Origin of the sequence: Nonomuraea thailandensis (assembly GCF_024172165.1) — a bacterium.
Lineage (GTDB): Bacteria > Actinomycetota > Actinomycetes > Streptosporangiales > Streptosporangiaceae > Nonomuraea > Nonomuraea thailandensis.
The window spans coordinates 10,025,008-10,051,413 of sequence record NZ_JAMZEB010000002.1; the positions used below are offsets into that span (position 1 = coordinate 10,025,008).

Sequence of the window (26,406 nt, forward strand, 5' to 3'; positions counted from 1 at the left end):
CCACCGCCCTAGATCGGTGAGCGCTCACGTGCAGCGGGAAGCTGCCGAGATCCGCGAGCGATGGCTGGGCCAAGCGCTTTCGACGCTGCCCGCCGACCGTCCGGCCGCAGAGGCCGCAATCTCCGCCCTGTACCACCTGATCGGGCTGCCGCCGCCCCGCTTCCACTGGGTCGCCTCGCCGCTCATCGCGCTGGCGACCGTGCCACCGGGGCTGGGCCCTGCGCAGAGCCTGGAACGGGTGGCCGAATGGCCGCTGCCGCCCCGGCTCGTCGCGCTCAAGAACGAGCTGCGCCGCGGCATCGACGCCAAGGTGCGAGGGCTGCAACAGCCGCTCGAACAGGTCATCAGGCGTACGGTGCAGGCTCCGCTGCTCAACAGCGGCGGGGACTGCCTGCTCCGGCCGCTCTCACACGCCCACACCGGGGAGTTCGCCTGGACCAACCGCTGGCACGAAAGCCAGCTCGTCGCCTGGATCGCCCACTACGACGCGCTGCGCCGGATCGCGGGGGTGGTGTTCACCGCCGAGCAGCTCCGGCAGTGGGGGCTGTGGGCGACGGTGGCCTCCTCGTGTCACTGGTGGTGGCCGGCCGAGCACGTGTGCGTCGTGTCGGAGCGGCCCGTCGCCCTGCACACGGAGGTGTGGAAGGACGACGGCCAGGTGCGGCTGCACCACGCGGACGGCCCCGCCGTGCGCTACGCCGACGGCTGGTCCCTGCACTCCTGGCACGGCACCCGCGTGCCGGCCTGGGTGATCACCGACCCGACCGCCGAGCGCATCGCGGCCGAGACCAACGTCGAGGTCAGGCGGTGCGCCATCGAGCGCCTCGGCTGGCCCGAATACGTCGAGCAGGCCGGGCTGAGGCTGGTCGGCACGGCGCCCGACCCCGGCAACCCGGGCTCCGAGCTGCGGCTCTACGACATGCGGCGGGAGACGAAGGTGCTCGTCGCGGTGAACGGCTCCGTCGAGCGCGACGGCCGGCGCCGGCGGTACGGCCTGACCGTGCCGGGCCACTTCACCGATCCGCTCGCCGCCGCCGGCTGGACGTACGGGCTGTCCGCCGAGCAGTACTCCCGACTCCTGCGCAGAACCTGAAGGTGATTCCCATGACCATGACCCTTGCCGAGCTCACCTCCCGGACCGGGCTCACCGTGCTCGACCACCTCGAACAGTCCGTACGGATCCCCGTGCTCGACGGTCTCCAGGCCCAGGGCGACCTGATCGTCATCCCGCTGTCCGAAGCCGACGTCACCGTGTGGGGCGACGCCAGGTGGCGGCCCGTGCCCGCCGAGGGCGTGGAGCTGCTGCGCGGCGCGGCCGGCGGCAACCCGCACACGCTCGTCGCCGAGCCGGGCACCTGCCGCTGGACCACGCACGTCCGGGACGGGCAGGGGCTGGCGATCGGCATGTTCGACGCCACCGCCCCCGTCTACCTGCTGCATCCCGAACACGGGGGCTCGGGATGCGCACCCGGCACGTACGTGGTGCGGCGCCAGCGCGAGTACGAGACGAGCACCCGCTCCCGGCTGGTGGCGGACTAGCGACGGCGCACGCCGATCAGCGGGCGCCGCTCACTGCTGGTCGCCGATCCACACGTCGGCGAGCAGTTCCGCCGAGCGCATCCAGGCCTTCCTGTCGGGCGCCGAGAACGCCACGATCAGCTCGTCGGCCCGGGCGTGCTCGGCGAACCGCTCCACGTACGCCTTGACCTCGGGGGGGTTCCCGACCGCCGAGTACTTGGCCATCTGCACGAGCTGCTGCCCGGCCGGGGAGTCGAGGATCATGTCGGCCTCCTCGGTCGTGAACGTGCGCCCCCGCCCGAGGAACTTGCTCACCCTGAGCCGCTTGGAGGCCAGGAACTGCTCCTCGGCCTCCTCGGTGGTCTCGGCCGCGATCACGTTCAGGGCGGCGATCACGTACGGCTCGGCGAGCTGCGCCGACGGCTTGAACTCCTGCCGGTAGACGGCGACGGCCTCCTCCAGCGCGGCGGGCGCGAAGTGCGAGGCGAACGCGTACGGCAGGCCGAGCATGGCGGCGAGCTGGGCGCCGAACAGCGAGGAGCCGAGGATGTAGAGCGGCACGTCCGTGCCCTTGCCCGGGGTGGCGTGCACGCCCGGGATGCGGGTCTCGCCCGTCAGGTAACCCTGGAGCTCCAGCACGTCCTGCGGGAAGGAGTCGGCGGAGGCGGGGCTGCGGCGCAGCGCCCGCATCGTCTGCTGGTCGCTGCCGGGCGCGCGGCCGAGCCCGAGGTCGATGCGCCCCGGGTGCAGCGTCTCCAGCGTGCCGAACTGCTCGGCGATGGTCAGCGGCGAGTGGTTCGGCAGCATGACGCCGCCCGCTCCCAGGCGGATCGTCCGGGTGTGGGCGGCGACGTGGGCGATGAGCACGCTGGTGGCCGAGGAGGCGATGCTGTCCATGTTGTGGTGCTCGGCGTACCAGACGCGCCGGTATCCGAGCTCCTCGGCTCGCTGGGCCAGGGCGACGCTGGCGGCGAAGCTGTCCGCCGCGGTCTCGCCCTCGCCTATGTGCGCCAGATCCAGGATGGACAGCGGCAGAGCCATGAGTACGCGCCTTTCGCAGAGCGGTTGACCTGGCAGTGGACAACAGCCGCGAAAGGCGCGTTATTTCATGAGGAGGTGCACGTCACCGTGGCGGGGGTGCCGCCCTGCCCGTTGACGAGGAAGCCGAACGTGGTGCTCGCGCCGGCGGCCAGCGTGCCGTTCCAGTTGAGGTTCGTGACGCTGACGGCGCCGCTGGTGCCGGTCAGGGTGCCGTTCCAGAGCTGCGAGATCGTCTGGCCGTTCGGCAGCGTCCAGCCGACCCGCCAGCCGCTCGTCTGCGCCGAGCCGGTGTTCTTCACGGTGACCTCGCCCTGGAAGCCACCCGACCACTGGCTCGCCACCTTGTACGTGGCGGTGCAGCCACCCGGCCCCGTGGTGGGCGTCACGGTGGGGGTGACGGTCGGGGTGACGGTGGGCGTGGAGGTGCCGCCCGCCGCGACGGCCAGGTCGTACGCGCGCTGCGGCACGAACTGCCCGGCCCCGGCGATGCAGCCGTCCGCCTCGCCCGGAGGCTTGACCCACAGGTAGGCGTCGATGGCCGCGTCGCCCGTCTCCGTGGTGCTCCAGATGCCCGTGGCGCGGCCCGCCGGGTCGCACCACTCGCTGCCGGACGGGCCGTTGCCGTTGCGGCTGGTGTCGATGACCGCCTTCAGCCTGGACACGCCGGTCGCCGCGATGATGTTCTTCGCGTACGAGACGAGCCCCGGTGTGGCGCGGTAGTTCGAGGTGTTGACCGCGAGGCCGTCGGCGCTGTTGGCCACGTCCGCGCCGACCAGCCTGGAGGCGGCCTCGGAGGCGGACAGCCAGCCGTCGTGGCCGATGTCGAAGTACACCTTGGCCTGCGAGGACGCCTGCTTGAACCGCTTGCCCGCGTAGGCCATGGACGCCTTCACCTGGGCCTGCTCCGAGGCGTTCATGCAGTTGGTCATGATGGCCAGGGCGTCGGGTTCGAGGACGATGGAGGCGGGGCGGCCCGCCAGGCCGGCCGCGATCTCGTCGATCCAGGCGCGGTAGGCCGTGTGGTCGGGGGCGCCGCCCGCGCTGGGGCCGCCGCAGTCGCGGTTCGGCATCGCGTACACGGCCATGATCGGGATCTTGCCCGCGGCCGCGGCGGCGCCGACGTACGCGTCCACCTGGCTGCGCACGGTCGAGGGGTTGTACGTGGCGAACCAGCGCCCCTGCGGCACGGCGGCGACGCGGTCCCTGATCACCGGGGTGCGGCTGTCGTTCGGGTTGGCGGCCACCCACTTGGCGGCGTTGGTCTGCGGATCCACGTAGAAAGCGGAGTCGGCGGCCTGCGCGCTGGGGGTTGCCATGACCACCGCTCCCGCCGCGGCCATGGCGGCCGCCGTGACGAGCGCCGCCCACATGGGCCTTCTGCGAGACATGTAGATAACTCCGTCCGTCGGGTGGGAGCGCTCCCACGGGCATCTGGATGCTAGATAGCGCTCCCGGGCCGGACAAAGACATCGGATCGATCTCCAAGCCGCCATCGCAGGTCAGGGCCGCGATGAGCGGTGAAACTTTCAACCGGCCAGGCACGCCTCGAAGACGGCGGTCAGCCGGTCGACGTCGGCCGGCGTGGGCTCCTCGGGGCCGACGCGGCGGCGCATCGCCCCGATGCCCAGCACGACCGAGACGGCCATGCGGGCGCGCGCGTGCGCGTCAGGGCCGGAGAGCGTGGCCTCCAGCGGGCTGAGCACCGCCGTGATCAGGCGCTCCCTGGCCGCCGTGCGCACCTCCGGATGGTAGGCCGAACGTTCGAGCGTGCGCAGGATCGGGCTCTCCGGGGGATGCCGCATGCGCTGGGCCGCGTACTCGGCCAGCCGCCGCGCCAGCTCCTCCGGCCGGCCCGTGAACAGCTCGCCGAAGGTCGGCTCGCCCTGCAGGACGGCGGCGAACAAGCCGGCCTTCGACCCGAAGTAGCGGCCCACCAGGGCGATGTTGGCCTCGGCCGCCGCCGCGATCATGCGGACGGTCACCTGCTCGTAGCCCTGCTCGCCGAACAGGGTGCGAGCCGCTTGCAGGATGCGCTCCCGGGTGGCCTCACGGTCGCGCGGCCTGGCCTCAGTCACCTGCCGGTTCATGCCCGCACTCTACTGAACGCACACCCCACTTACCGCGCGGCTAGTAAACATGCGTATACTCAACTCGGATAAAACTGTAAGAAGGGGATGTTGTGTCTTGGTAGCCCAGGCGCAGGCCGCGTCCCCCACGAAGCAGCGGACCTACACGCACCGCGAAATCCTCGAGGTCATGTCCGGGCTCATGCTCGCGATGCTCACGTCGATGATCTCGACTTCCGTGGTGGGCACCGCGCTGCCGACGATCGTGGGGGAGCTAGGCGGTCAGGACCAGTACTCATGGGTCGCGAGCGCGACCATGCTGACGATGACGGTCTCCACACCGCTGTGGGGCAAGCTGTCCGACCTCTTCGGGCGCAAGCTGCTCTTCCAGACCGCTCTGGCGTTGTTCGTCGCGGCGTCGCTCGTGGCGGGCCTGTCGCAGAACATGGGGCAGCTCATCGCGGCGCGTGCCGTACAGGGCCTGGGCGTGGGTGGCTTGTCGGCGCTGAGCCAGGTGATCCTCGGGGACATCGTCTCCCCCCGCGAGCGTGGCCGCTACTCCGGCTACATGGGGGCCGTCTTCGGCATCTCCACGGTCGCGGGGCCGTTGCTGGGCGGGTTCATCGTGGACGCCGACTGGCTGGGCTGGCGCTGGTGCTTCTACGTGGTGGTGCCGTTCGCGCTGGTGTCCTTCTTCGTGATCCAGAAGGTGCTGAAGCTGCCGAGGGTCAGGCGCAGCACCTCGATCGACATCTGGGGCGCCACGACGATCACGGCCAGCGCGAGCGCGCTGATGCTGCTGCTCACGCTGGGCGGCAACGAGTTCGAGTGGAACTCGGGCTGGACGTACTTCCTGGGCGCGGTCGCCCTGCTCATGCTGGCCCTGGCGGTGCTGTCGGAGCGGACCGCGCGCAACCCGATCCTGCCGCCGCGCCTGTTCCGCAACCCGACGTTCGTGCTGACCAGCCTCGCCTCGCTGTTCGTCGGCATGGCCATGTTCGGCGCGATGATCTACCTGCCGCAGTACCTGCAGATCGTCAAGGGCCTCAGCCCGACGAACTCCGGCCTGATGACGCTGCCCATGGTCGTCGCCCTGTTCCTGGCCGGCGTGATCTCCGGCAAGATCGTCACCCAGACCGGCAAGTGGAAGATCTTCCCGGTCGCGGGCCTGCTCATCGTGGCCATCGGGCTGTTCCTGCTGTCCCGGCTGCACGTGGACTCCAGCGAGTGGCTGATCGGCTTCGACGTGGCGGTGCTGGGCGTCGGGCTCGGCCTGTCGATGCAGATGCTCATCCTGGCCGCGCAGAACGGCTCCGAGCTGCGGGACATGGCCTCGACCACGTCCGGCGTGTCGTTCTTCAGGTCGCTCGGCGGCGCGGTGGGCGTGGCCGCGTTCGGCGCCATCCTGACGAGCCGGCTCAAGGACGAGATCGCCGAGATGGTCAAGGCGGCGGGCATCAACCTGCCCGGCGGCTCCGAGGTCAAGCTCGGCAGCCCCAGCGCCATCCAGATGCTCCCGACGCCGATCAAGAACATCGTGCTGGAGGCGTTCACCAGGGGCCTGGAGACCGTGTTCCTGGTGGGCGTGCCCATCGCGTTGCTCGGCTTCCTGGCCACGCTCTTCCTCAAGGAGCTGCCGCTGCGCGGGGCGAGCACCCCCGCCGCCCCCGAGCCCAAGCCGCTCAACAAGGACGACCTGGTCCTGGCCGGGCTGCTGCTGGAGCTCATCGCCCAGCGCATCGAGCGGGCGAACGGCGAAGGCTCCGCGTTGCTCACCGCCGTCGCCAAGATGGCGCCGCCTGACGACCGCTCGGAGCGCGAGCGGGCGAGATCGGTCGTGCACGACGTGCTGCGGCCCACCTCGCGCGCTCTGATCGCGCAGGCCACGCCCCCACAGAAAGACCTCGTAACAGGAGGAATCTCGCAATGATTCGCAAGTTCGTGGGCGCCGTCGCGGCAGCCCTGGCCGTGCTGGCCGGGCTGTGGCTGATGATCGCACCCTTCGCCCTCGGCACCCAGCCCGAGGGCGCCGACTGGACGAACGCCACCCAGTCCGAGTTCTTCGCCGGCCTCGGGGTGGCCGTCGTGGGCCTCGTGGGCGCGATTGCCTTCGTGCTGGCCATCTACGAGGACCTCGTCGTACGCGGCCTGGTCGTGCCGAAGCCGCGGCGGCCCGAGCCGGAGCCCGAGCCCGTGCCGGTGGCCGCCGCGCCGCAGGCCTCGTCGGCCGAGCTGGCCACCCTGCTCGCGCCGCTGGTCGAGGCGCTGCGCGAGGACCTGAACCACAGCACCCGCACGGGCGAGCACCGCCAGAACGGCAAGGCTCCCCTGGTCGGAGCGGAGGAGAACCGATGAAGGCCAAGCTGGGCGTAGCCGCCCTGGTCGTGCTGTTCCTGGCCGGCCTGTGGCTGGTCGCGGCCCCGTTCGCGGTCGGCTACCAGCCGCGCGGCGCCGAGTACGCGGAGGCGACGATCAACGACCTGTGGGTCGGCGGCGGGATCGCCGCGCTCTCGTTCGCCGCCCTCGTGGTCTACGCGGCCGACGCCCTGCGCGAACTGGCCCGCCGCGGCAAGCACGCCGACTCCTGACGCGAGTCATGCCGTGTCCGGCAATGGCATCGACCCGCAGTGGGAGCCCGTCGCCGGCCGGCTCCCCGCAGGGCGGTTCGAGATCGGCAAGGACGGCGCCGGCCTGCTCGTCGTGGGCTTCGACGGCTCGGGCCCGAGCCGCAACGCGCTGGCGTACGCGGCCGGGCTCGCCCGGCGGGACGACGCGGCGCTGCTCATCGCGTTCGTGGAGTCGCTGAACACCGCCTCCCTCTGGTTCTTCGCCGGGTCGCCGATCATCCCCGACTCGGGGGCGGACCTGGCCGAGGAGCTGCGTGACGAACTGCGCGGCGCCGGGGTGCGCTGGCGGTTCGTCAGCCTGCGCGGCGATCCGGCCAGGGCGCTGGAGACGCTGGCCAGCACGCACATGGCCGACGGCATCGTCGTGGGCCGCTCCCGATCGCCCTGGCGCGGGTCGGTGGCGGCCCATCTGGCGAAACGGGCGCACCGCACGGTCCTCGTCGTCCCCTGACCCCGGCGCCGCACGGTCCTCGTCGTCCCCTGACCCCGGCGCCGCACGGTCCCGGCGGCGCCGTGCGCCACGCGGGCCGCACTCATGGCGTCGATAGCCCGTTGACCTGGCCAGACGTCGCATATGGTGGCTAGATGAGACGTGCTGCCGCCTTGGCGCTCGTGGTGCTCGGGACCGTTTCGTGCGGCGCGGGACAGCCGGCCTCGGTGCCGGCCCCCGCGACCTCGGCCCCCGGGCAAGAAGCGCCGCAATCACCCACGCCCGCACCCGCGACGCCCACGTCCACGGGGCCTCCCGAGTTCACCTCGAAGGTCTCGCGGGTCTCCCGCGACCGGCTTCCCTACTCCTGGCGCCCCGGCTGCCCCGTCCACTACAGGGACCTGCGGCTGGTGACGCTGACGTACTGGGGCTTCGACGACAAGCCGCACACCGGCGAGCTGGTGGTGCGCGACACGGTCACCGACGACATCGAGACGGTCTTCGAGAAGCTGTACGACTGGCGCTGGCCGATCGAGCAGATGAAGCTGGTGGACGCGTTCGAGGCGGACGACTTCGACTCGATCGACGCCAACAACACCTCGGCCTTCAACTGCCGCCGGGCGACCGGGTCGAGCAACTGGTCAAATCACGCATACGGGGAAGCAATAGACATCAATCCCCAGCAGAACCCATATGTCACCGCGAGCGGCGGCACAGCACACCAGAATGCCAAGAAGTTCACCGAGCGCCCAATTAAGGGTAAAGGTGTGATTAATCCGGGCGACAAGGTCGTCAAGGCCTTCGCCGCCGTGGGCTGGGAGTGGGGCGGGTACTGGTCGGGAGCCAAGGACTACCAGCATTTCTCCAAGGGCGGAGGCTGAGAGAATTGGCCCATGACGGCTAGGGACGGCGACGGCTGGACGGAGTGCGCCCAGGGCCACAGGCACTGGGGGGTGCACGGCGCCTCGGGGCTGCTCGTCGTCCATCACGACGACGCCGGGGTGCCGTACGTGCTGATGCAGAAGCGCTCCTGGTGGAGCCACCACGGCGGCACCTGGGGGCTGCCCGGCGGAGCCCGCGACAGCCACGAGGACGCGGTCGCCAGCGCTCTGCGCGAGGCCCACGAGGAGGCGGCGCTGGCCGGTGACGGCCTGCGGGTGCAGGGCGTCTACCTCGACGACCACGGCGGGTGGGCGTTCGAGACGGTGATCGCCGAGTCGGCCGAGCTGCTGGCCGCGGCGCCGGCCAACCGCGAGAGCACCGAGCTGCGCTGGCTGGCGTTGCCCGAGATCCCCGCGCGCAGGCTGCATCCCGGCTTCGCCGCGACGTGGAGCGACATCCAGGAGGCGATCAGGCCGGAGACGATCGTGCTGGACGTGGCCAACATCGTCGGCGCGCGGGCCGAGCGCGGCTGGTGGAACGACCGGCTGGGGGCGGCGACCCGGCTGCTGCGCGAGGTCTCGGTGCTGCGGCTGGCGCATCCCGTGCTGGCGCAGTGGTACCCGAGGATGGTGGCGGTCGTGGAGGGCGCCGCCAGGAGCGCGCCGGCCGTCGAGGGCGTCCAGGTGGTCGCGGCCACCGGCAGCGGCGACGACGCCATCGTGGACATCGTGCGCCAGGCCAAGCCGTGGGAGCGGGTGCTCGTCGTCACGGCCGACCGAGGGCTGAAGGAACGGGTGAGCCTGCTGGGTGCCGAGACCGTGGGCCCGAAGTGGCTGCTGTCGCAGCTCGGCGTCTAGAGCTCGACGGGGACCACGCGGTCGAAGGCGGCCTTGAGGCCTGTCACGTCGAGCACGCGCTGCAACACCCCGTGGACGTTCACGATGCCTAAGGAGCCGGCGTGCGCGGAGACCCTGCGCTGGTGCTCCACCAGCACCCACAGGCCGCTTGAGTCACAGAAGTCCAGCTGCTCGGCGTCGATCACGACCTGCACCCGGCCCTCGGCGAACAGCTGCACCAACGCGTCCTTCAGCAGCGGCGCCGTCAGTTTGTCGAGGTCGCCGGTGAGGCGCACGAGCGCGTCGCGCTCGTCACGCTGCACCTCGACGCTGAGATCCGCCACCTCCTGAACGTACACCCCTGTCACCACAGCCGCTATCGTGGTTTCCGCACAGGAGGGTTCGCATAGTGGACGAGTGCAGCCGCCTTGAAAGCGGCCAGGTCAGCGATGGCCTCGTGGGTTCGAATCCCACACCCTCCGCCAGCCGTTCCCCACGCTCCTGACGTGCGCCGCCGGCAGGAGCGCCCGGGGGTCAGTCCCTGACGCCCGCGAAGCCGTCGCCCACGCAGGCGGCGAGCTGCAGGTACGCCTCCCTCGTCGGCTCCTGGAGCCGGTCGAGGTCGATCTCCGCACCCTCCTCCAGATGCGGGTCGTACGGCACCCTGATCACCGCGCGGCACCGGGCGGCGAAGTGGGCCTCCAGCTTCTTGATGTCCACCGCCGACTTCGACCGGGGCCTGACGCTGCACAGCACCACGGTCGCGTTCTTGACCAGGTCGGCGTAGTGGTGCGCCTCCAGCCAGTCGAGCGTCGCGGAGGCCGCCCTGGCGCCGTCCACGGACGGGGAGCTGACCAGCACGATCTGGTCGGCCAGGCCGAGCACGCCGCCCATGGCCGAGTGCAGCAGGCCGGTGCCGCAGTCGGTGATGCAGATCGAGTAGAAGTTCTCCAGCACCTGGGAGACGGCCTGGTAGTCGGCGCCGCTGAACGCCTCGGAGACCGACGGATCGCGGTCGGAGGCCAGCACCTCCAGCCGCGAGGGCGCCTGCGAGGTGAACGCCCTGATGTCGACGTACCGCTTGACCTGGTCACGCTCGTTGAGCAGGTCGCGCACGGTGGCCGAGGTCTCCAGGACGAGCTTGTCGGACAGCGTTCCCCTGTCGGGGTTGGCGTCCACGGCGATGACGCGGTCGCCGCGCATCGCCGCCAGGGTGGCGCCGAGGCCGACCGTGGTCGTCGTCTTGCCCACCCCGCCCTTCAGGCTGAGCACGGCCACGCGGTGGTGACCGGCCGTGACCGGAGTGCGGGCCCTCGTGACGAGCTCGCGGCGGCGGCGCACCTCCGGTGACTCGCCCGGCTTGATCCAGCCTCCGGACGCCCGGTAGACCAGGCGGCGCCAGCCCTTGGAGGGGGCGTTACGCCGTCCGCGAAGCAGGGACTCCGGGTCGAGGCTCTCGGCGGTCGGGCGGCCGGTGACCGGCGGCCTGGGCGAGGCGGTGAACACCGGGGTCGGGGCCGGGCGGCGGCGCGGCGGCGGCGGGATCTCGCGCTCGGCGGGACGCCACTCGTGCTGCTCGGTCCACTGGGGCCGCTGCTCCGGCTGCCGGGCGTGCTCCGGCTGGTGAGCGGGCTCAGGCTGGTGGAGGTGCTCGGACGGCTGGTCGCTCCAGGCGGGCCGGTCGGCGGGCTCGTCACTCCACTCGGGGCGATCGGCCGGCCGCTCGCTCCAGTCGGAGCGTTCCGACGGCCGCTCGCTCCAGTGGGAACGGTCCGGCTGCTGCTCCGACCAGGTGAGGCGCTGCTCCTGGAGGCGGGCCTCGGGCTCGTTCCACTGCGGGAGGTCGCCGCGCGGCCGCGTCTGCGACGACTCGGCCCACTCCGGGAGATCGGCGCGCGGCGGCTCCGCCCCGGCGGGCTCGTCAGCCTGCTCCTCCCAGGCCGGCCGCTCGTTACGCGGCTGGGTGTCGGCCCACGCGACCTTCTCCTCGACCGCGGGAGGCTCCTCCTCCGCGCGGGCAGGCTCGTCCCCGGCACGCGACGACTCCCCGGCACGCGACGACTCCCCGGCACGCGACGACTCCCCGGCATGCGGCGAGTCCGCGGCGGGAACGGCCTCCTCGGTGGCCGGGCGCGGCCAGTCGGGCGGCGTCACCCACGCCGTCTCCTCCCCCGAAGGCGGCCACGTCGTCTCCTCGGCCCGCTCGGGCTGGGAGTCGGCCTGATCGGGCGGGGTGAACGACAGCGACGGGTAGGCATCGGTGTCGTCGGGCCGCGGCAACGGCTTCAGCGGCGCGTGGAAGGGGTCGTCGGCGGGCGCCGCGGGCTCCACCTTGACGGTGGCCTCGCCGAGCCACTCCCCGGCCTCGCTCTCCCGCTCGGGGACCTCCTCGGCCGCATCGGCGCCGTACACGGAGTCGACGGCCGCGCGGAAGAGCGGCGGCGTCGGGGTGTCGTGGTGCTGGGGCACCAGCGCCCACGGGTCCTTGGGGTACGGCGATGCGACCGGCTCGTCGGCGAGGGCGCCGGAGGCGCTGACAGGGACAGGCGCCTCCTCCGTCTCCTTGATCGCGTCCAGCCAGGCCAGCTGTTCCTCGAGAGATTCCTCTCGATCGTGTCTTGCCACCGTGTTCCCCCTCGGGTGGGTCTAAAGGGGCAGCAAATACCTTGCAGGTTAACGCCATGGGCTTGTGCGCAGCCCTGCAACCCACAACTTCTTTGCCCGGCTACCGTGGTTCGCATGCGAGCCATTGAGATCGCCAGGCCGGGCGGACCAGAGGTCCTGGAGTGGCGCGAGGTGCCGGAGCCGCACGTCGAGCGCGGGGACGTGCTCATCGACGTGACCGCTTCCGCGGTGAACCGAGCCGACGTCCTGCAACGGCAAGGATTCTATGACCCGCCCGAGGGCACGCCGCCGTATCCGGGGCTGGAGGTCTCCGGAGTGGTGGCCGAGGTCGGGTCGGACGTGGAGCACTTCAAGGCGGGGGACGAGGTGTGCGCCCTGCTCGGTGGCGGCGGTTACGCCGAGCGCGTAGCCGTGCCGTGGCAGCAGGTCATGCCCGTGCCTGAAAACGTGTCGCTGCGTGAGGCCGCCGGGCTGCCCGAGGTGGCGTGCACGGTCTGGTCCAACGTGTTCATGGTCGGCCGGCTGCGCAGGGGCGAGACGCTCCTGGTGCACGGCGGGGCCAGCGGCATCGGCACGTTCGCGGTGCAGCTCGCCAAGGCGCTCGGCTCGCACGTCGTCACCACCGTCGGCTCGGCGGCCAAGGGCGAGCGCGTCAGGGAGCTCGGCGCGGACGAGGTCATCAACTACCGCGAGGAGGACTTCGCCGACAAGGTGCGCGCCGACGTCATCCTCGACATCATGGGCGCGAAGTACCTCGCGGGCAACGTCCGGGCGCTGCGCACCGGCGGGCGGCTGGTGATCATCGGGCTGCAGGGCGGGCGCAAGGGCGAGATCGACCTGGGCGCCATGCTCTCCAAGCGCCTGTCGGTGCACGCCACGACGCTGCGCGCCCGCCCGGTGGACGACAAGGGCGTCATCGTCCGGAGCGTCGTCGACAACGTATGGCCGCTGGTCAGCGCGGGTGCGGTGCGTCCCGTCGTGTACGCCGAGGTCCCCATGGCCGAGGCCGCCCAAGCTCACCGAATGTTGGATTCGGGGGAGCACGTCGGCAAGATCCTGCTAGTACGGTGAGTGTTATGAATGCTGAGGACAACAACACCCCCCACATCGTGGTGGTGGGCCCCGACTTCCAAGGTCAGGGCGATAACGGCGAAGATGATCGATCGGTGACCAACCTGGTCGAGCAGCCCGCCAAGGTGATGCGCATCGGCAGCATGATCCGCCAGCTTCTCGAGGAGGTCCGCGCGGCCCCTCTCGACGAGGCCAGCCGCAAGCGGCTGAAGGAGATCCACGAGTCCTCCATCAAGGAGCTCGAGGACGGGCTGGCGCCGGAGCTGGTCGACGAGCTGGAGCGGCTCTCGCTCCCGTTCACCGACGACAACGGCACGCCGCCCAGCGAGGCGGAGCTGCGCATCGCGCACGCCCAGCTGGTGGGTTGGCTCGAAGGGTTGTTCCACGGCATCCAGACCACGCTGTTCGCGCAGCAGATGGCTGCTCGGGCCCAGCTCGAGCAGATGCGCAGGGCGCTGCCCGGCGTGCCTGGAGTGCCCGGTGACGAGGGCCAGCGCCCGCACGGCGGCTCGGGGCCGTACCTCTAGGGGGTGCCCGCCACCTCTGAGGGGAGGCCCGCCGCCGGGCGCCGCTACCGGTAGAGCTCCTCGATCACCCGCGCGACACCGTCGTCGTCGTTGGTCGCGGTCACGTGATCGACCGCAGCCAGCACGTCGGGGTGCGCGTTGGCGACCGCGTACGACGTACCTGCCCAGCTCAGCATGGGCAGGTCGTTCGGCATGTCGCCGAAGGCGACGGTCTGCGTGTCCTTGATCCCGTGCTCGGCGGCGAACGCCGCCAGGGCGCTCGCCTTCGTCACGCCCTGAGCGCTCATCTCGATCAGGCCCCTGCGGCTGGAGTGGGTCGCCGTCACCAGGTGCCCCACCAGCTCGTGCACGACGGCCTGCAGCTCGTCCGCGCCCATGCCGGGGTGCAGGGCCAGCAGCTTGGCGCACGGCTCCGCGGTCACCGAGTCGATCCGGACCGCCCCCAGGCGGCGGTCCAGGCCACCCGGCCGGAAATCGGACTCATGCGCAAAACCGGCTTCATACTCGACCGAAAATACGAGTTCGGGCACGTTCGCTCTTAGCTGAGCGACGACTTCCTCGAGTACCTCCACGTCGATGAGGTGAGATTCCACTATCCGTTCGGTATGGAGATCGTAGATCAGGGCCCCGTTGGCGCAGATGGCCAGGCCACGGTGGCGTACCGCGCCCGCCACCCCGCCCATCCACCGGGGCGGACGCCCTGTCACGAAGGCCAGCACAGCCCCCGATTCCTCGACTTTGGCGAAGGCGGCGACCGTGCGGGGAGACACGGTTCCGTCCGTACGCAGCGCGGTTCCGTCGAGGTCGGTGGCCACTAGACGCGGTGCGGGAAGACTCTGCATAACAGGTTCCAGTTTGCCCGGTGATGCCGCCTGACAGAAATCTTCCTGAGGACGGGAACACCAACGCTCCAGAATGGTGTTAGATGTGATGGCGTTGTATTAGCTGATCCCGTAGTGAAAACCAGCATGACTTTGTCTGAGCCACCCCGGGTGCTTGCTGTACGACACACCGGGACCCACGAGGTGTGGGTCCCATAGATTCACATCCTGAGGGAGAGCTTTTATGGCTCAGGGAACCGTCAAGTGGTTCAACGCCGAGAAGGGCTTCGGCTTCATCGCCCCGGACGGCGGTGCGCCGGACGTGTTCGTTCACTTCTCCGAGATCGTCGGCAACGGCTACCGCAGCCTTGAAGACGGCCAGCGGGTCGAGTTCGAGATCACGCAGGGCCAGAAGGGGCCGCAGGCCTCTCAGGTCCGTGCCCTCTAACGAACCTGTAGCAGCGAGATAGACCGGGGTTCGCTCCCAGCGGGCTCCGGTCTTTTGCTGTCCGGGGGCCGTCCGTAATGGCGGTCCCGGACAACCCGAACGTGAGAAAGATCACGACGCCGGTGTCGGATCGGTCACGGCTGTGACTCGACTCACACACCCCTTGAACCGTCGGCCACGCTGATCCATCGACCTGTGTATGAGGTACGCGTGGTTGTGTCACCCCGTGACCGTTGCCGGGGTGCTCGTGCTTTTGGTCAACGACCACCTGCTCAAGCAGGCCCATCCCGGCCTCGTCACAGGCAAGCTCAGCGACGTCGCCGGACTCGTCGTGGCGCCCGCGCTGCTGGCGTTGCTGCTCTGGCGGCGGGCCGACCTGGTGGCCACGGTGCTCACCGGCGCCCTCTTCACGGCCGTCAAAACCACGGAGACGGGCGCGGAGCTCGCTTCCCAGGCTTGGACCTTCGTCGCGGGCCCGTCGCGCGTCCTGGCCGATCCTACGGACCTGCTCGCGCTGCCCGCCCTCGCCCTGGCGTGGTGGGTACGCCGGCGCACCCTCCACCATCCCGCCTCGGCCCGCTGGCGGATCATCGTCACGACGCCGCTGGCCCTGATCGCCGTCACCGCCACCGGCGCCGTGATGCCACCGCCCTCGGCCGAGGCCGTGGAGGTGGACGGGGCCGGACGCGTCACCGTCCACACGGACACGTCCATGGACTGGGTGTCGCAGGACGGCGGCCGCACCTGGACGGAGAGGACCGGCGAAGACACCCGGCGGCCGGCGCAGAGCGCCCAGTGCGTCCCGGGGCAGGCCACCCGCTGCTACCGGCTGGCCGCGACCCGGATGGCCGTGGAGCAGTCGGACGACGCCGGCGTCACGTGGCGGCCGTCGTGGGAGCCCTCGGCGGGCGAGCTGAAGCGGCTGACCAGACAGTACGACTCCTCCGGAGTGCGTGCCACGTCACTGGCCGTTCAGGCGCAGGGGGGCGGGCACGTCGTCGTCGTGGCGAGCGGCATGGCGGGCATCACCGTCCGGGACGCGTCCGGCACGTGGCGGCACGCGGGCTGGCCCGGCGCCACCTCGGCCGAGGTGGACACCGGTCCCGAGCGTAACGTGGCGATCTTCCTCGCCGCCTGCATGCTGTTCGCCGGGGCGGGTGCCGGGCTGCGCCAGTACACCGTCGCCTACACCGGCTCCGCGCTCACCGCCTGCCTCGGCCTGCTGCTCCTGCTGAGTGACGACAACTCCCTGCCGTACTCGTACTACGCCCCGGGGATGCCCTTCTCCACCCTGGGCCTGCTCATGATCCTGGCAGGCGTCGTGGGCTCCATCGTCCTGGGCTGGGCGGGCCGGCCCCGGCCCGTGCCCGCCGCCATCGGGGTGCTGGCCTCGCCGCTCGTCTACGGGGCCGTCCACCTGCCGTTCACGGGGTGGGCGAAGGGCACCCCGGACTCGTACGGGGTCGCGTTCGCGTTCGCCGTACTGCTGACCGGCCTGGTCGTGCTGGCGAGCGCCGCCGCCATCAGGAACGACGCCCGCCGCGCGGATCCGGACCACCACGCCGGCCCGTGAGGCTCTGCTTACCCCTAGGCCGGCCCGTGAGGCTCTACTTGGACTTGGCCGGCTCCAGCACGTCGAGCCCCACGTAGGGGCGCAACGCCTGGGGGACCACCACGGAGCCGTCGGCCTGCTGGTGGTTCTCCAGGATCGCCACGATCCAGCGGGTCGTGGCGAGCGTGCCGTTGAGCGTGGCCAGGTGCTGGGGCTTGCCGTCCTTGTCGCGGTAGCGGACGGCGAGCCTGCGGGCCTGGAACTCGGTGCAGTTGGACGTCGAGGTCAGCTCGCGGTAACGGCCCTGGGTGGGGATCCACGCCTCGCAGTCGAACTTGCGGGCCGCCGACATGCCGAGGTCGCCCGCCGCCGTGTCGATGATCCGGTACGGCACCTCGATCTTGGCCAGCATCTCCTTCTCCCACGCCAGCAGCCGCTGGTGCTCCTCCTGGGCGTCCTCCGGCCGTACGTACGAGAACATCTCGACCTTGTCGAACTGGTGCACCCGGATGATGCCCCTGGTGTCCTTGCCGTACGAGCCCGCCTCGCGGCGGAAGCACGACGACCAGCCCGCGTAACGCAGCGGCAGCTCGTCGGCGCTGAGGATCTCCTGGGCGTGGTAACCGGCCATCGACACCTCGGAGGTGCCGACGAGGTAGAGGTCGTCGTCGGGGAGCCGGTAGATCTCCTTGTCGTGGGCCACGTGGAAGCCGGTGCCCTGCATGGTCTCCGGCTTGACGAGCACCGGAGTGATCATCGGCGTGAACCCGGCCTCGATCGCCTGCTGCATGGCCATGTTGAGCAGACCGAGCTGCAGCCGCGCGCCGACGCCCTTGAGGAAGAAGAAGCGCGAGCCCGAGACCTTGGCGCCCCGCTCCATGTCGATGGCGCCGAGCGCCTCGCCCAGCTCCAGGTGGTCCTTCGGCTCGAAGTCGAACTGACGGGGCTCACCGTGCGTCTCGAGCACGACGTAGTCGTCCTCGCCGCCGGGGGGCGCCGCCTGCTCGACGATGTTGGGCACCGTCTGGAGCAGCTCGTCCAGCTCGGCGCCCAGCTTCTCGGCCTCGGACTCGGCGGTCTTGACCTGGCCCGCGAGGTCCTTGGCCCGCTGGAGCAGCGCGGCCTTCTCCTCGCCCTGCGCCTTGGAGACCGACTTGCCCATGCTCTTCTGCTCAGCGCGCAGGGACTCGAACGAGGTCAGCGCGGATCGGCGGCGCTCGTCGAGGTCGAGCAGCGTGTCGACGACCGAGTCGTCCTCACCGCGGGCACGCTGCGACGCCCGTAGCCGGTCGGGGTCCTCACGAAGGGTACGCAGGTCAATCACAAGGAAAGGCTACCGGCGCGAGGAGGCGTCCCGCCCCTGCTTTCCCCGGGACACCGGCCCCGCGCTCTCCCGCACGCCGGCCCCGCGCCTTCCCGCGCGCCGGCCCCGCGCCTTCCCGCACGTCGGCCCATTCGCCGCGGGGACAGCGGTGGGGTGCTCAGACCTGCCCCGACCGGACCCTCGCCAGCCAGTCGCCCGCCTCCGCGAACTCCGGGTCGGACGTGCCGCGCTTGATCTGCGGCGCCACGCCGTCAGCCCGCGGATAGCTCCCCAGGAAGCGCACCTCGCCGCAGATCCGGTGCAGCCCGGCGATGGCCTCGCCCACCCGGGCGTCGGCGACGTGCCCCTCGAAATCGAAGTGGAAGAAGTAACGCCCGATCCCGTCACCGGTCGGCCGCGACTCGATGCGCGTCAGGTTGACCCCGCGCACGGAGAACTCGGTCAGCATCTCCAGCAGCGCGCCCGGGTGGTCGTCGGCCAGGAAGACCACGAGCGTGGTGCGGTCGGACCCGGTCGCCTCGGGCAGCGGCCCCGGCCGGCTCACCTTGACGAACCTGGTCACGGTGTCGGACCTGTCACCGATGTCGGCGGCCAGCTCCGCCAGCCCGTAGTGCTCACCGGCGATGCGCGCGGCGATCGCGGCGTCGTACGGCGAGCCCGGCAGCGACACCTCCTGCGCGGCGGCGGCCGTCGAAGGGGCGGCCACCACGACGGCGTCGGGCAGCTCGCGCGAGATGAAGGCGCGGCACTGGGTGATGGCGGCCGGATGCGTGTAGACCCGCTTGATGTGCGGGATCTCGGTGCCCGGCCTGGCCAGCAGCGAGAACTGCACCGGCAGCAGCAGCTCGGCGTTGATCAGCAACGGCTCGCCCCAGGCGAACTCGTCGAGCGTCGTGGTGATCGCGCCCTCGATGGAGTTCTCCAGCGGCACCACCGCGCCGTCGGCGTCACCGGAGCGCGCGGCGTTGAGCGCGGCGCTCACGGTCGCGCAGGGCAGCCGCTCGGCGGTGGGGTCGAGGAGCCGCAGGGCCTCTTCGGTGAAGGTCCCTTCCGGCCCGAGGTAGGCGAGTCTGGGCATGCTTACAGGCTATCCGCAGGTGGACAGCGCCCGCGGCCGTTTCCCCGCCGCCCTGCCCTCGGCCGCCCTGCCCTCGGCCGCCCTGCCCTCGGCCTGCCGGTCCGCTCGTGGCCCGCCGGCCGCCCCTCGGACCGCTCTCAACCCCGCCGGCCTGGACGCGGCCCGCCTGGCTTGCCCTCGGCCCGGCGGGTCACAGGAGCTCGGCGGCCCGGCAGGTGACGACCGGCCCGTGCCCGAGCCTGGCGGCCCGCACCGCCTCTTCCTCCTCCGGCGACAGCGGTTGCTGGCCCTTCCCGCCCACCACGGACCGCACGTACGTCCGGGTCTCGCTGCGCCCGTTGATCGAGGTCAGCACGATCCCGTCACCCAGCCCGTTGATCATCGCCACCGAGAACGACATGCGTCCGGTCATCTCCGACAGCGCGTCGTACTGGCACACGGCGACGTCCCTGATGGCCTTGAGATCCCCACGGCCCTCGCTGATCTGCCGGGAGAGCAGGCGCTGGCAGTCCTCCACCGTGGCTCTGGCCTGGCGCAGCGCCAGATAGCCGATCATCGCGCCACTGATTCCGGCGACGACACCCACGATCACCCATGTGGTAACGAGCACGGCACAGAGGGTAATGCCTGGGTCAAGCGATCTGTCGGCGTTTCGGCAGCCAGGACACCAACAACCACACCAGTGCCACCGCACCGAGCCCGAACCCGTTCTGGACGATCTTCCCGAGCACCAGGCTGACCCCGGGAATCTTCGCCGCTATCAGCGAAACACCCCACCACGGCACCGGCACCACGTAGAACAGCCACACCCCCGCCGCCACCCGCAGCCTGACCGGGTCACGCCCGTCGCCCACAATGGCCGCGATCACCACGACCACCCACGCCAGGTGGTGGATCCACGCGACCGGCGACAGCAGCACCGCCATCAGCCCGACCAGCGCGACCGCGGTGAGCGGATCACCCACCCGGTACGCCTCCCGCGCCCCCCTGAACCCGTGCCAGCCGATCACGGCCACGATCGCCAGCCAGATCAGCGTGGTCATCCACTCCTGCGGCAGGTACAACCGGATCAGCATGCCCCGGACCGACTGGTTGGTGGTGGCCGCGTTCGCGCCCAGCCGTTCGGGGTCGAGCAGCGCCGAGAACCAGAAGTCCACCGCGTCCTGCGGGATCACCGCGAACGGCAGCAACGTGAGCACCGCCGCCGCGAACGACGCCATGAAGAACGTCCGCCACTGCCTGGTGACCAGCAGGTAGATCAGGAAGACACCGGGTGTCAGCTTGACCGCCGTGGCCAGCCCGATCAGGAACCCCCTCGGCCACCACGGCCGCCTCGCCACGCAGTCGGCCAGGCAGAGGGCGACCAGCAGGATGTCCACCTGCCCGAACCGGACCTGATCCCGGATCGGCATCAGGTACGTGCACATCACCATGAGCAGCGCGAACAACCAGGGCGCGTACTTCCGCAGCTCCTGGCGCTCCAGGACCTGACGGAAGGAGAACCCCACCGTCACGGCCAGCGCCACGAAGATCCCGGCCGTCCACACCCACTGCGCCGTCTCCCACGACATCCCGGCCAGCAGCACGGCCAGCATCGCGGCGATGGGCGGGTAGGTGAACGGCAGCAGCTGCGGCGCGGGCGTGACGTAGTCGTACACCGGCCGGCCGTCGAGCAGCATCTGCCCGCCGGTACGGTAAACGTCCAGGTCAACGAGTCGCTGGTCGTCGGGGTTCGTCAGCCACGTGTGCACCAGAGGCGCCACGGCCGCCGCGACCACGAGCACCACGATCGCCCACGCCCACCACTGCCGCCGGATCACCCGCACCTCGCCACTTGTCACGGTGTGGCACGTTACCGTGGCTGTTGTTGATCGAGGGGCAGACTACTGGGGGTCCGTACATGCCGAACGCCACGCCGTGCCCACCTCAGGGCCGGTACGGGGCGCGCCCACGCCTCGGCCACCGGCTCACCCGCCCCCTCGCGATCGCCCTCCTCACCCTCTCCCTCACCCCCCTCACCGCCACCTCGGCCTCCGCCTCCGCCGCGCCCGCAAGCACGAGCCCGGGCATCGCCGCCCCCTCTCAAGCACCTGCAACCGTGCGCCTGGGCACGAGCACCAGCACGGCAACGCCCAGCACCACGACGGCGGACAACGCCGTGACGACGAGCAGCGGCACGATGGCGCGCAACACCGCGACGACAAGCAGCGCCACGGCCGGGACCGTCCCACGCGCGGGGCGAGCGTCGGTGGCCCCCCAGCGGCGCGTGGCCCTCATCGGCGTTCCCGGCCTGCAGTGGAGCGACCTCGACGAGACGAGAACCCCGAACCTGTGGCGCCTGGCCGCCGAAGGAGCCTCGGCTTCGCTCTCGACCCGAGCAGTCCCGCCTCCGGACCGCGGCATCACCTGCCCCACCGCCGGCTGGCTGACCGTCTCCGCGGGCCAGCGGGCGGGCACGCAGGGCAAGGGCTGCCCGGCCCCTCCCACTCCGCAGCAGACCGGCCAGGGCGCCACCGTCCCGAGCTGGCAGGCCCTGTCGGCGCACCAGTCGGAAACCGGCTACGCCGCCCAGCTCGGCACGCTGGGCCAGCTCGTCGCGGACAGCGGCGGCAAGGTCGCCGCCATCGGCCCGGGCGCCGCGCTGGCCGCAGCCGACAAGTCCGGAAATATCGCCAGATACGCCCCCACCCTCGACGTCCTGGGCGACCTCACCCCCTACAACCTGATCGTCCTGGACGCCGCCGACCTCGCGAACGCCTGGGCCGCGCAGCCCCACGACGAGTACGGCGTCCCCACCCCTCTGTCCACAGCCGCCCGCCAGGCTGCGGTGACGCAGGCCGACCAGCAGATCGGCGCCCTGATCAGCCGCCTCCCCGCCGACACCACCGTCCTGCTGGCGGGCATCTCGGACGTGACCCCGAACGCCCACCTCCACGTCGCCATCGCCACCGGCCCTTCCCCGGACGGCCGCCCGTACCCCCACGGCCACCTCACCGCGACCTCCACCCGCCAGGACGCCCTGGTCGCGATCACCGACCTCACCGCCACCACCATCCAGCTCCTGGGCCTCCCCGCCGCCCGCGAGGTCGTCGGCCGCCCCTGGCAGCCCGGCGGCCCCGCCCCCGCCACGGCGTCCGAGACGGTGACGGAGCTGGCGGACGGAGACCTCGCCAGCCAGGTGCTGCGCGAGGTACGCGGCCCGTTCTTCGCCGTCCTGGTCACGGTCCAGCTCCTCTTCTACGCCTTCGCCGCCCTCGCCCTGCGCCGCCGCCGCACACCCCGCCCCTCGCCCCCGCCCGCGAACGGCACGACAGCGCAACCTGCGAACGCGAAGCACCTGGACGCCCTGCACGCGCACGCACACCCTGAGGTCCTGCAAAGTGGTGGCGCGAACGGGGGAGGCGCCCACGACACCGACGCACAACCCGCGAACGCGAACGGCGGCGCGCAGGACGATTTGGGCGCCGCCGCCGCGCATGGCACAGAGGACACGCAGGAGGACATGGGCGCCGCCGCCGCGCATGGCGCAGAGGGCACTCAGGACGACATGGGCGCCGCCGCGCATGGCGCCGGTGAGGAGCACGCGAGCACCTCCAAGCTGCTCAGATCCGTCCAGGTCGTCGCGGTGATCAGCGGCGCCATCGCCGTGTCCACGTTCCTGGCCCAGCTCGTGCCCTGGTGGACCCTGCCGGTGCCGATGCTCTCGGTGATCCTGACGATCCTCGCCATCGCCGGTCTCATCACCGCCGTCGCCTTCGCCGGCCCCTGGCGGGCACATGTGCTGGGCCCTCTGACCACCGTCGCCGCCATCACCTCGCTCGCCCTCCTCATCGACGTCATGACCGGCTCGAAGCTCCAGGTGAACGCCGTGACCGGCTACGAGCCCGTGACCGGAGGGCGTTTCTACGGCTTCAGCAACATCGCCTTCGCGATCTACGCGACGGGCACGGTGCTCGGGCTCGCCGGGATCGCTCAGTGGCTGCTCGGCAGGGGTGTGTCCAGGGTCGTGGTCGTCACGTTGTGCGCGTTGTACGGGGGATTCGCGGTCTTCGCGGACGGGTGGCCGTCTTGGGGAGCGGACTTCGGGGGTGTTCCGGCGTTCGTGGTCGGCTTGGCCGTCTTCCTGATGTTGTTGTCGGGCAAGCGGGTGTCGTTGCTGAGGCTCGTCGTGGTGGGCCTGGCGGGGGCCGCGATCGTGGGCGCGCTGTCGGTCGTCGACTGGTTGCGGCCGGAGACCCAGCGGACCCACCTGGGCAACTTCGTGCAGCAGATCATCGACGGTCAGGCGTGGACCGTCATCGCGCGGAAGTTCGGCGCCATGATCGGTGTGACCGTGGGGAACTGGTCGCTGACCCTCCTCTCTCTCGTCGCGCTGGCCTTCCTGTTCCTGGTGCTGGCCCGCCCCTCGCGCTGGGGCGCCGCCGCGCTGGGCCTGGCCTACCAGCAGGCCCCGGCGTTCAGAGCGGGCCTGTTCGGCGCTCTCACGTGCGCCTTCGTCGGCTTCCTCATGAACGACTCCGGCATCGCCATCCCCGCTATGGCGCTAACGGTGGCCGTGCCGCTGACGCTCGCGGCCTGCGTACGGGCCCTGCAGCTCGCCACGCCCACACCACCAGCGCAGCGGTCAGAGCGAGCAGCACCCAGGCGAGCTGAGGCCTGAGCACCTTGCTGAGCCATTCGAGATCGGCCGGCACCCCCTCCACCCTGGCAGGCAGGTACGCCAGCGACAGGACCAGCAGGTGCACGACCACGAACGTGTCGAGGGCCGAGACCGCGACCAGGGCAAGCAGGGCGAACGCCAGCCCGTCGTACCAGGGCAGGATGTACGGCGTGGCGAACAGATAGGCCACCACCAGCCCCGCCGCCACCACGGGCGCCTCCAGCCCGCCGCCGCTCCCTCCGCCGAGCAGCCCTCTGCGCGCGGCCAGGCGGAGCAGCGCCCAGGCGATGAGCGCCAGCAGCAGGAGGGAGCCGATCTGGATCTCCCCCCGGTACGCGCTCCCGGTGCCCACGATCGACTGGAGCCAGCCCTGGACCAGCTTCCAGGGGGACGCGTGCGAGATCGACTTGCTCGTGCGGGTCATCGGCGCGATCGCCTCGGGGCCGACGATCGCGTACCCGACGACCACCACCATGACCGCGCACCCCGCCATGAGGGCCAGGCGGGCGGGGCGTCGTCGCAGCTCCCACGCCGGCCCGAGAGCCACCAGGCCGGCGTTGACCTTGACCGCCACCCCCAGCCCCAGCAGGGCGCCCGCGCCGACGGGGCGGCTCCTGGCCAGGAGCGCGGCCACCATGCAGGCGATGGCGAGGGTGTCGACGTGCATGCCCGCGACGAGCTGGTAGAGCAGGAGGGGATTGGCCGTCCAGAGCAGGGCCGCCCGGAGGCGTCCGGCGGGGTCGCCCCTGGTGAAGCGGTCGATGAGCAGGGCCGTCGCGATGAACGCGGCGGCGTTGACGAGGGCCAGGACGAACATCGTCAGCTTGAGCGAGTCGCCCGCGATCCAGCTCGCCAGCGCCTGCACGGCCGTGGCCACCGGGCCGTAGACGCTCGGCTCCTCGCGCCAGGGCTCCTCCACCGCGTCCGCCATCGGGTCGCCGGGGAGGTCGACGGCGCCGTGGGTGTACGGGCTGAGGCCGAGCGTCACCATCCGGCCGTATGCGGCGTAGTTGAGATGGTCGCCCGAGCCCGAGGGAGGCAGGAACGCCAGGATGCCGGCGGCGAGGCAGCCCGCGGTGACGAGCCATCGCGGATCGAGCCATCGTGGGCCGGACAATCCCGGGCCGGACGATCCCGGGCCGGACGATCCCGGGCCGGGCGATCGCCGCAGGGTGAGCAGGGCGCCCAGCAGGCCGAGGCCGCCGAGGATGATGGCGGCCGCCGCCAGGGCGATCACCAGGTGCGGCTCGGGATCCACGCCCAGGGAGAAGGGCGGAAGCCAGGCCGGGCCGCCCAGCGAGGGCACCATCGCCGACGGCCCGAGGAGGCCGATGGTGATCGTCAGCAGGATCGAGACGCAGATCGCCGCCGTGGCGGCCCCTGCCGGCCGGCCCCGCGCCTCACCCCGATGCGTCTGCGAAGTCACCGGGAAATTCCAGCACACTCCCGAGACGCCTTCCGACAAAGCGGGGCCACCTGTGGACGACCGCCGGACGCCACCCGACACACCACGGTCACCTGTGGACAGCCGCCTCCAAGGGCCGCGTCACTCGCCGGTCAGCCCGTCCACAGCCTCGCGAATGAGATCCGCGTGCCCGTTGTGCCGCGCGTACTCCTCGATCATGTGCACCACGATCCACCGCACACTGACCCGCCGCCCATCGGCCCACGCCCGCCGCGACAGACGATCCAGCCCGCCGTCCGCCAGCGCCTCGTCGAGCAGGAGGCGCGAGCGGGACACGGCGTCCTGCCAGAGGCCGCGCAGCTCCTCGGGAGTGTCCTCGACGGCCGAGTGCCAATCCCAGTCGGGGTCGCTCTTCCAGTCGACCGTCGTCCACAGGGACTGACCCTCGCGATCGTGCAGGTGACGGGAGAACCAGTGGTCCTCCACGTACGCCAGGTGCTTGAGCATCCCGCCGAGCGTCATCGACGACGCCCCCACGGTGGCCTTGAGCCCGTCCGCGTACAGCCCGTCGCATTTCCAGGCGAGGGTGGCGCGGTGGAACTCCAGGTAACCCACGAGGGTGGCGATCTCGTTGCCGTCGAGGGGAGGCTCAGGACGACCCTGCTCGTCGATGTCGGGCATGCCGGAATTGTAGGGGCAAGGGCGTCAGCGTCGATGCCGGAGCTTGCCGAGGTTCTGTACGACCACGGGCTCCCGCACCGCCAGCGCCCGAGCCACGTCCCGCAACTGGCGGGCCCGGTGCAACTGCGCCCGCCAGTCGGTCCCCGTGGCCCGATGGGTCATGTCCACCTCGACCTCGACGACGCGGTACCTCTTGCGCAGCAGGTCGATGGTCAGCGCCGTCTCCACGCCGAACCCGTGCGCCAGCGGCCGCGCCGCCTCGAAGGCGGCCCGGGTGAGGCAACGTTGCCCGTTGAGCGGCTGGGCGGGGTCGAAGCCGGTGGCGCGACGGATGCCCTCCTTGGACAGCCGTACGACTAACCCGTGCCCGCCGAGCTTCACCCTCGTGGTGAACACGGCGATCGTCATGTCCGCCTCGCCCTCGCGTACGGGCGTGATGAGGGGCGCAGCGGCCCGGGCCGTCGCGCCGAGGTCGGCGTCGAGGAAGAGGAGGTGCCGCGGGGCGGCGTCCTCGTCGAGCAGGCGTACGGCCTCGGCGCCCGTCTCCATGGCGGCGGCCTTGCCGCGGTTGCGGCTGTGACGCACCACCCGGGCTCCGGCCGCGCGGGCCACCCTGCCGGTCTGGTCGGTCGAGCCGTCGTCCACGACCACGACGAGGTCGACGCCGGGCAGGGCGGCGGCGGCCTCGACGGTGGCCGTGATGCGATCGGCCTCGTTGACGGCGGGAATGATGACCGCTGTGTCGCCGCTCACCGGTCATCCCCTCCGCGCAGGTCGTCCCGCCCGGCCGTCATCGCCTCCGCGGCGACGTACG

Annotated in this window: 26 protein-coding genes, 1 tRNA gene and 1 pseudogene; 14 read left to right on the plus strand and 14 right to left on the minus strand. The window is 71.3% G+C overall.

Features of this window, described 5'->3' with window-relative positions:
- Nucleotides 1-28: 28 nt before the first annotated feature.
- A complete protein-coding gene (locus HD597_RS50350) occupies nt 29-1,093 on the plus strand; it encodes a DUF6745 domain-containing protein (protein WP_253754482.1) in 1,065 nt (354 codons plus the stop codon).
- Between the two features lie 11 nt (nt 1,094-1,104).
- Nucleotides 1,105-1,539, plus strand: a complete 435-nt coding sequence (locus HD597_RS50355; RefSeq protein ID WP_253754484.1) for a DUF8820 family protein — start codon at nt 1,105-1,107, stop codon at nt 1,537-1,539.
- A 30-nt stretch (nt 1,540-1,569) separates the two neighbouring features.
- Here the strand turns inward: HD597_RS50355 and HD597_RS50360 are convergent, their stop codons facing one another.
- The 3 genes from HD597_RS50360 to HD597_RS50370 form a co-directional block, all read right to left on the minus strand.
- Nucleotides 1,570-2,559: an LLM class flavin-dependent oxidoreductase gene (locus HD597_RS50360; protein ID WP_253754486.1), complete on the minus strand. Its 990-nt coding sequence runs from the start codon at nt 2,557-2,559 to the stop codon at nt 1,570-1,572.
- A 65-nt stretch (nt 2,560-2,624) separates the two neighbouring features.
- Nucleotides 2,625-3,947, minus strand: a complete 1,323-nt coding sequence (locus tag HD597_RS50365; RefSeq protein WP_253754488.1) for a glycoside hydrolase family 6 protein — start codon at nt 3,945-3,947, stop codon at nt 2,625-2,627.
- 138 nt (nt 3,948-4,085) lie between these two features.
- Nucleotides 4,086-4,646 carry a TetR/AcrR family transcriptional regulator gene (locus tag HD597_RS50370; protein ID WP_253754489.1) on the minus strand — a complete coding sequence of 187 codons (561 nt, stop codon included), beginning with the start codon at nt 4,644-4,646 and terminating at the stop codon, nt 4,086-4,088.
- Nucleotides 4,647-4,695: 49 nt separating this feature from the next.
- Between HD597_RS50370 and HD597_RS50375 the strand changes: the two genes are divergently transcribed.
- The 6 genes from HD597_RS50375 (at nt 4,696) to HD597_RS50400 (ending at nt 9,421) form a co-directional block, all read left to right on the plus strand.
- Nucleotides 4,696-6,555: an MDR family MFS transporter gene (locus HD597_RS50375; protein WP_276083234.1), complete on the plus strand. Its 1,860-nt coding sequence runs from the start codon at nt 4,696-4,698 to the stop codon at nt 6,553-6,555.
- Entirely contained in the window at nt 6,552-6,980 is a 429-nt protein-coding gene (locus HD597_RS50380) for a hypothetical protein (protein ID WP_253754493.1), read from the plus strand. Before HD597_RS50375 ends, HD597_RS50380 begins: the two co-directional genes overlap by 4 nt.
- A complete protein-coding gene (locus tag HD597_RS50385) occupies nt 6,977-7,213 on the plus strand; it encodes a hypothetical protein (RefSeq protein ID WP_253754495.1) in 237 nt (78 codons plus the stop codon). The genes HD597_RS50380 and HD597_RS50385 overlap by 4 nt, the downstream gene beginning before the upstream one ends.
- A gap of 13 nt (nt 7,214-7,226) precedes the next feature.
- Nucleotides 7,227-7,703 (plus strand): universal stress protein, encoded by a 477-nt coding sequence (locus HD597_RS50390; RefSeq protein ID WP_253754497.1) that lies wholly within the window; start codon nt 7,227-7,229, stop codon nt 7,701-7,703.
- Nucleotides 7,704-7,837: 134 nt separating this feature from the next.
- A complete protein-coding gene (locus tag HD597_RS50395; RefSeq protein WP_253754500.1) occupies nt 7,838-8,563 on the plus strand; it encodes a M15 family metallopeptidase in 726 nt (241 codons plus the stop codon).
- 12 nt (nt 8,564-8,575) lie between these two features.
- Nucleotides 8,576-9,421: an NUDIX domain-containing protein gene (locus HD597_RS50400; RefSeq protein WP_253754502.1), complete on the plus strand. Its 846-nt coding sequence runs from the start codon at nt 8,576-8,578 to the stop codon at nt 9,419-9,421.
- Here the strand turns inward: HD597_RS50400 and HD597_RS50405 are convergent.
- Entirely contained in the window at nt 9,418-9,744 is a 327-nt protein-coding gene (locus HD597_RS50405; protein WP_253754504.1) for an STAS domain-containing protein, read from the minus strand. The genes HD597_RS50400 and HD597_RS50405 overlap by 4 nt on opposite strands.
- A 51-nt stretch (nt 9,745-9,795) precedes the next feature.
- Here HD597_RS50405 and HD597_RS50410 point away from each other — a divergent pair.
- Nucleotides 9,796-9,885 (plus strand) — tRNA-Ser (locus HD597_RS50410).
- Nucleotides 9,886-9,934: 49 nt separating this feature from the next.
- Here the strand turns inward: HD597_RS50410 and HD597_RS50415 are convergent.
- Nucleotides 9,935-12,025, minus strand: a complete 2,091-nt coding sequence (locus HD597_RS50415; RefSeq protein ID WP_253754506.1) for a MinD/ParA family ATP-binding protein — start codon at nt 12,023-12,025, stop codon at nt 9,935-9,937.
- A 114-nt stretch (nt 12,026-12,139) separates the two neighbouring features.
- Between HD597_RS50415 and HD597_RS50420 the strand changes: the two genes are divergently transcribed.
- Both HD597_RS50420 and HD597_RS50425 read left to right on the plus strand, forming a co-directional pair.
- Nucleotides 12,140-13,096 carry an NAD(P)H-quinone oxidoreductase gene (locus tag HD597_RS50420; RefSeq protein ID WP_253754508.1) on the plus strand — a complete coding sequence of 319 codons (957 nt, stop codon included), beginning with the start codon at nt 12,140-12,142 and terminating at the stop codon, nt 13,094-13,096.
- Nucleotides 13,097-13,101: 5 nt separating this feature from the next.
- Nucleotides 13,102-13,623, plus strand: coding sequence for a bacterial proteasome activator family protein (locus HD597_RS50425; protein ID WP_253754510.1), 522 nt, complete (start codon nt 13,102-13,104; stop codon nt 13,621-13,623).
- A 44-nt stretch (nt 13,624-13,667) separates the two neighbouring features.
- Here HD597_RS50425 and HD597_RS50430 read toward each other — a convergent pair whose 3' ends face one another.
- Nucleotides 13,668-14,438, minus strand: a complete 771-nt coding sequence (locus HD597_RS50430) for an HAD family hydrolase (protein WP_308210861.1) — start codon at nt 14,436-14,438, stop codon at nt 13,668-13,670.
- 250 nt (nt 14,439-14,688) lie between these two features.
- Here HD597_RS50430 and HD597_RS50435 point away from each other — a divergent pair, with 250 nt between their 5' ends.
- Nucleotides 14,689-14,892 (plus strand): cold-shock protein, encoded by a 204-nt coding sequence (locus HD597_RS50435; protein ID WP_080043977.1) that lies wholly within the window; start codon nt 14,689-14,691, stop codon nt 14,890-14,892.
- A 241-nt stretch (nt 14,893-15,133) separates the two neighbouring features.
- Entirely contained in the window at nt 15,134-16,465 is a 1,332-nt protein-coding gene (locus HD597_RS50440; protein ID WP_253754514.1) for a hypothetical protein, read from the plus strand.
- 34 nt (nt 16,466-16,499) lie between these two features.
- On the opposite strand, the gene serS is transcribed toward HD597_RS50440, so the two are convergent.
- From serS to HD597_RS65310, 5 genes are all read right to left on the minus strand, one after another.
- Nucleotides 16,500-17,768: a serine--tRNA ligase gene (gene serS / locus HD597_RS50445; RefSeq protein ID WP_253754516.1), complete on the minus strand. Its 1,269-nt coding sequence runs from the start codon at nt 17,766-17,768 to the stop codon at nt 16,500-16,502.
- Between the two features lie 157 nt (nt 17,769-17,925).
- The gene (gene pheA / locus HD597_RS50450; RefSeq protein WP_253754517.1) at nt 17,926-18,846 is read right to left on the minus strand and encodes a prephenate dehydratase; all 921 of its coding nucleotides are present in this window, start codon (nt 18,844-18,846) and stop codon (nt 17,926-17,928) included.
- Nucleotides 18,847-19,036: 190 nt separating this feature from the next.
- Nucleotides 19,037-19,456, minus strand: a complete 420-nt coding sequence (locus tag HD597_RS50455; RefSeq protein ID WP_253754519.1) for a DUF4446 family protein — start codon at nt 19,454-19,456, stop codon at nt 19,037-19,039.
- A 22-nt stretch (nt 19,457-19,478) separates the two neighbouring features.
- On the minus strand, nt 19,479-20,687 hold the full coding sequence (locus tag HD597_RS50460) for a glycosyltransferase 87 family protein (RefSeq protein WP_253754521.1): 1,209 nt from the start codon (nt 20,685-20,687) through the stop codon (nt 19,479-19,481).
- 241 nt (nt 20,688-20,928) lie between these two features.
- On the minus strand, nt 20,929-21,060 hold the full coding sequence (locus HD597_RS65310) for a hypothetical protein (protein ID WP_276083235.1): 132 nt from the start codon (nt 21,058-21,060) through the stop codon (nt 20,929-20,931).
- A gap of 34 nt (nt 21,061-21,094) precedes the next feature.
- Between HD597_RS65310 and HD597_RS50465 the strand changes: the two genes are divergently transcribed.
- Entirely contained in the window at nt 21,095-23,506 is a 2,412-nt protein-coding gene (locus HD597_RS50465; protein WP_253754523.1) for an alkaline phosphatase family protein, read from the plus strand.
- Between the two features lie 268 nt (nt 23,507-23,774).
- On the opposite strand, the pseudogene mptB reads toward HD597_RS50465, so the two are convergent.
- From mptB to HD597_RS50480, 3 genes and pseudogenes are all read right to left on the minus strand, one after another.
- Nucleotides 23,775-24,815, minus strand: a pseudogene (mptB, locus tag HD597_RS50470) (polyprenol phosphomannose-dependent alpha 1,6 mannosyltransferase MptB); the annotation flags it as partial.
- A gap of 237 nt (nt 24,816-25,052) precedes the next feature.
- Nucleotides 25,053-25,592 (minus strand): DinB family protein, encoded by a 540-nt coding sequence (locus HD597_RS50475; protein ID WP_253754525.1) that lies wholly within the window; start codon nt 25,590-25,592, stop codon nt 25,053-25,055.
- A gap of 24 nt (nt 25,593-25,616) precedes the next feature.
- Nucleotides 25,617-26,345 carry a glycosyltransferase family 2 protein gene (locus HD597_RS50480; protein WP_253754527.1) on the minus strand — a complete coding sequence of 243 codons (729 nt, stop codon included), beginning with the start codon at nt 26,343-26,345 and terminating at the stop codon, nt 25,617-25,619.
- Between the last annotated feature and the right edge of the window lie 61 nt (nt 26,346-26,406).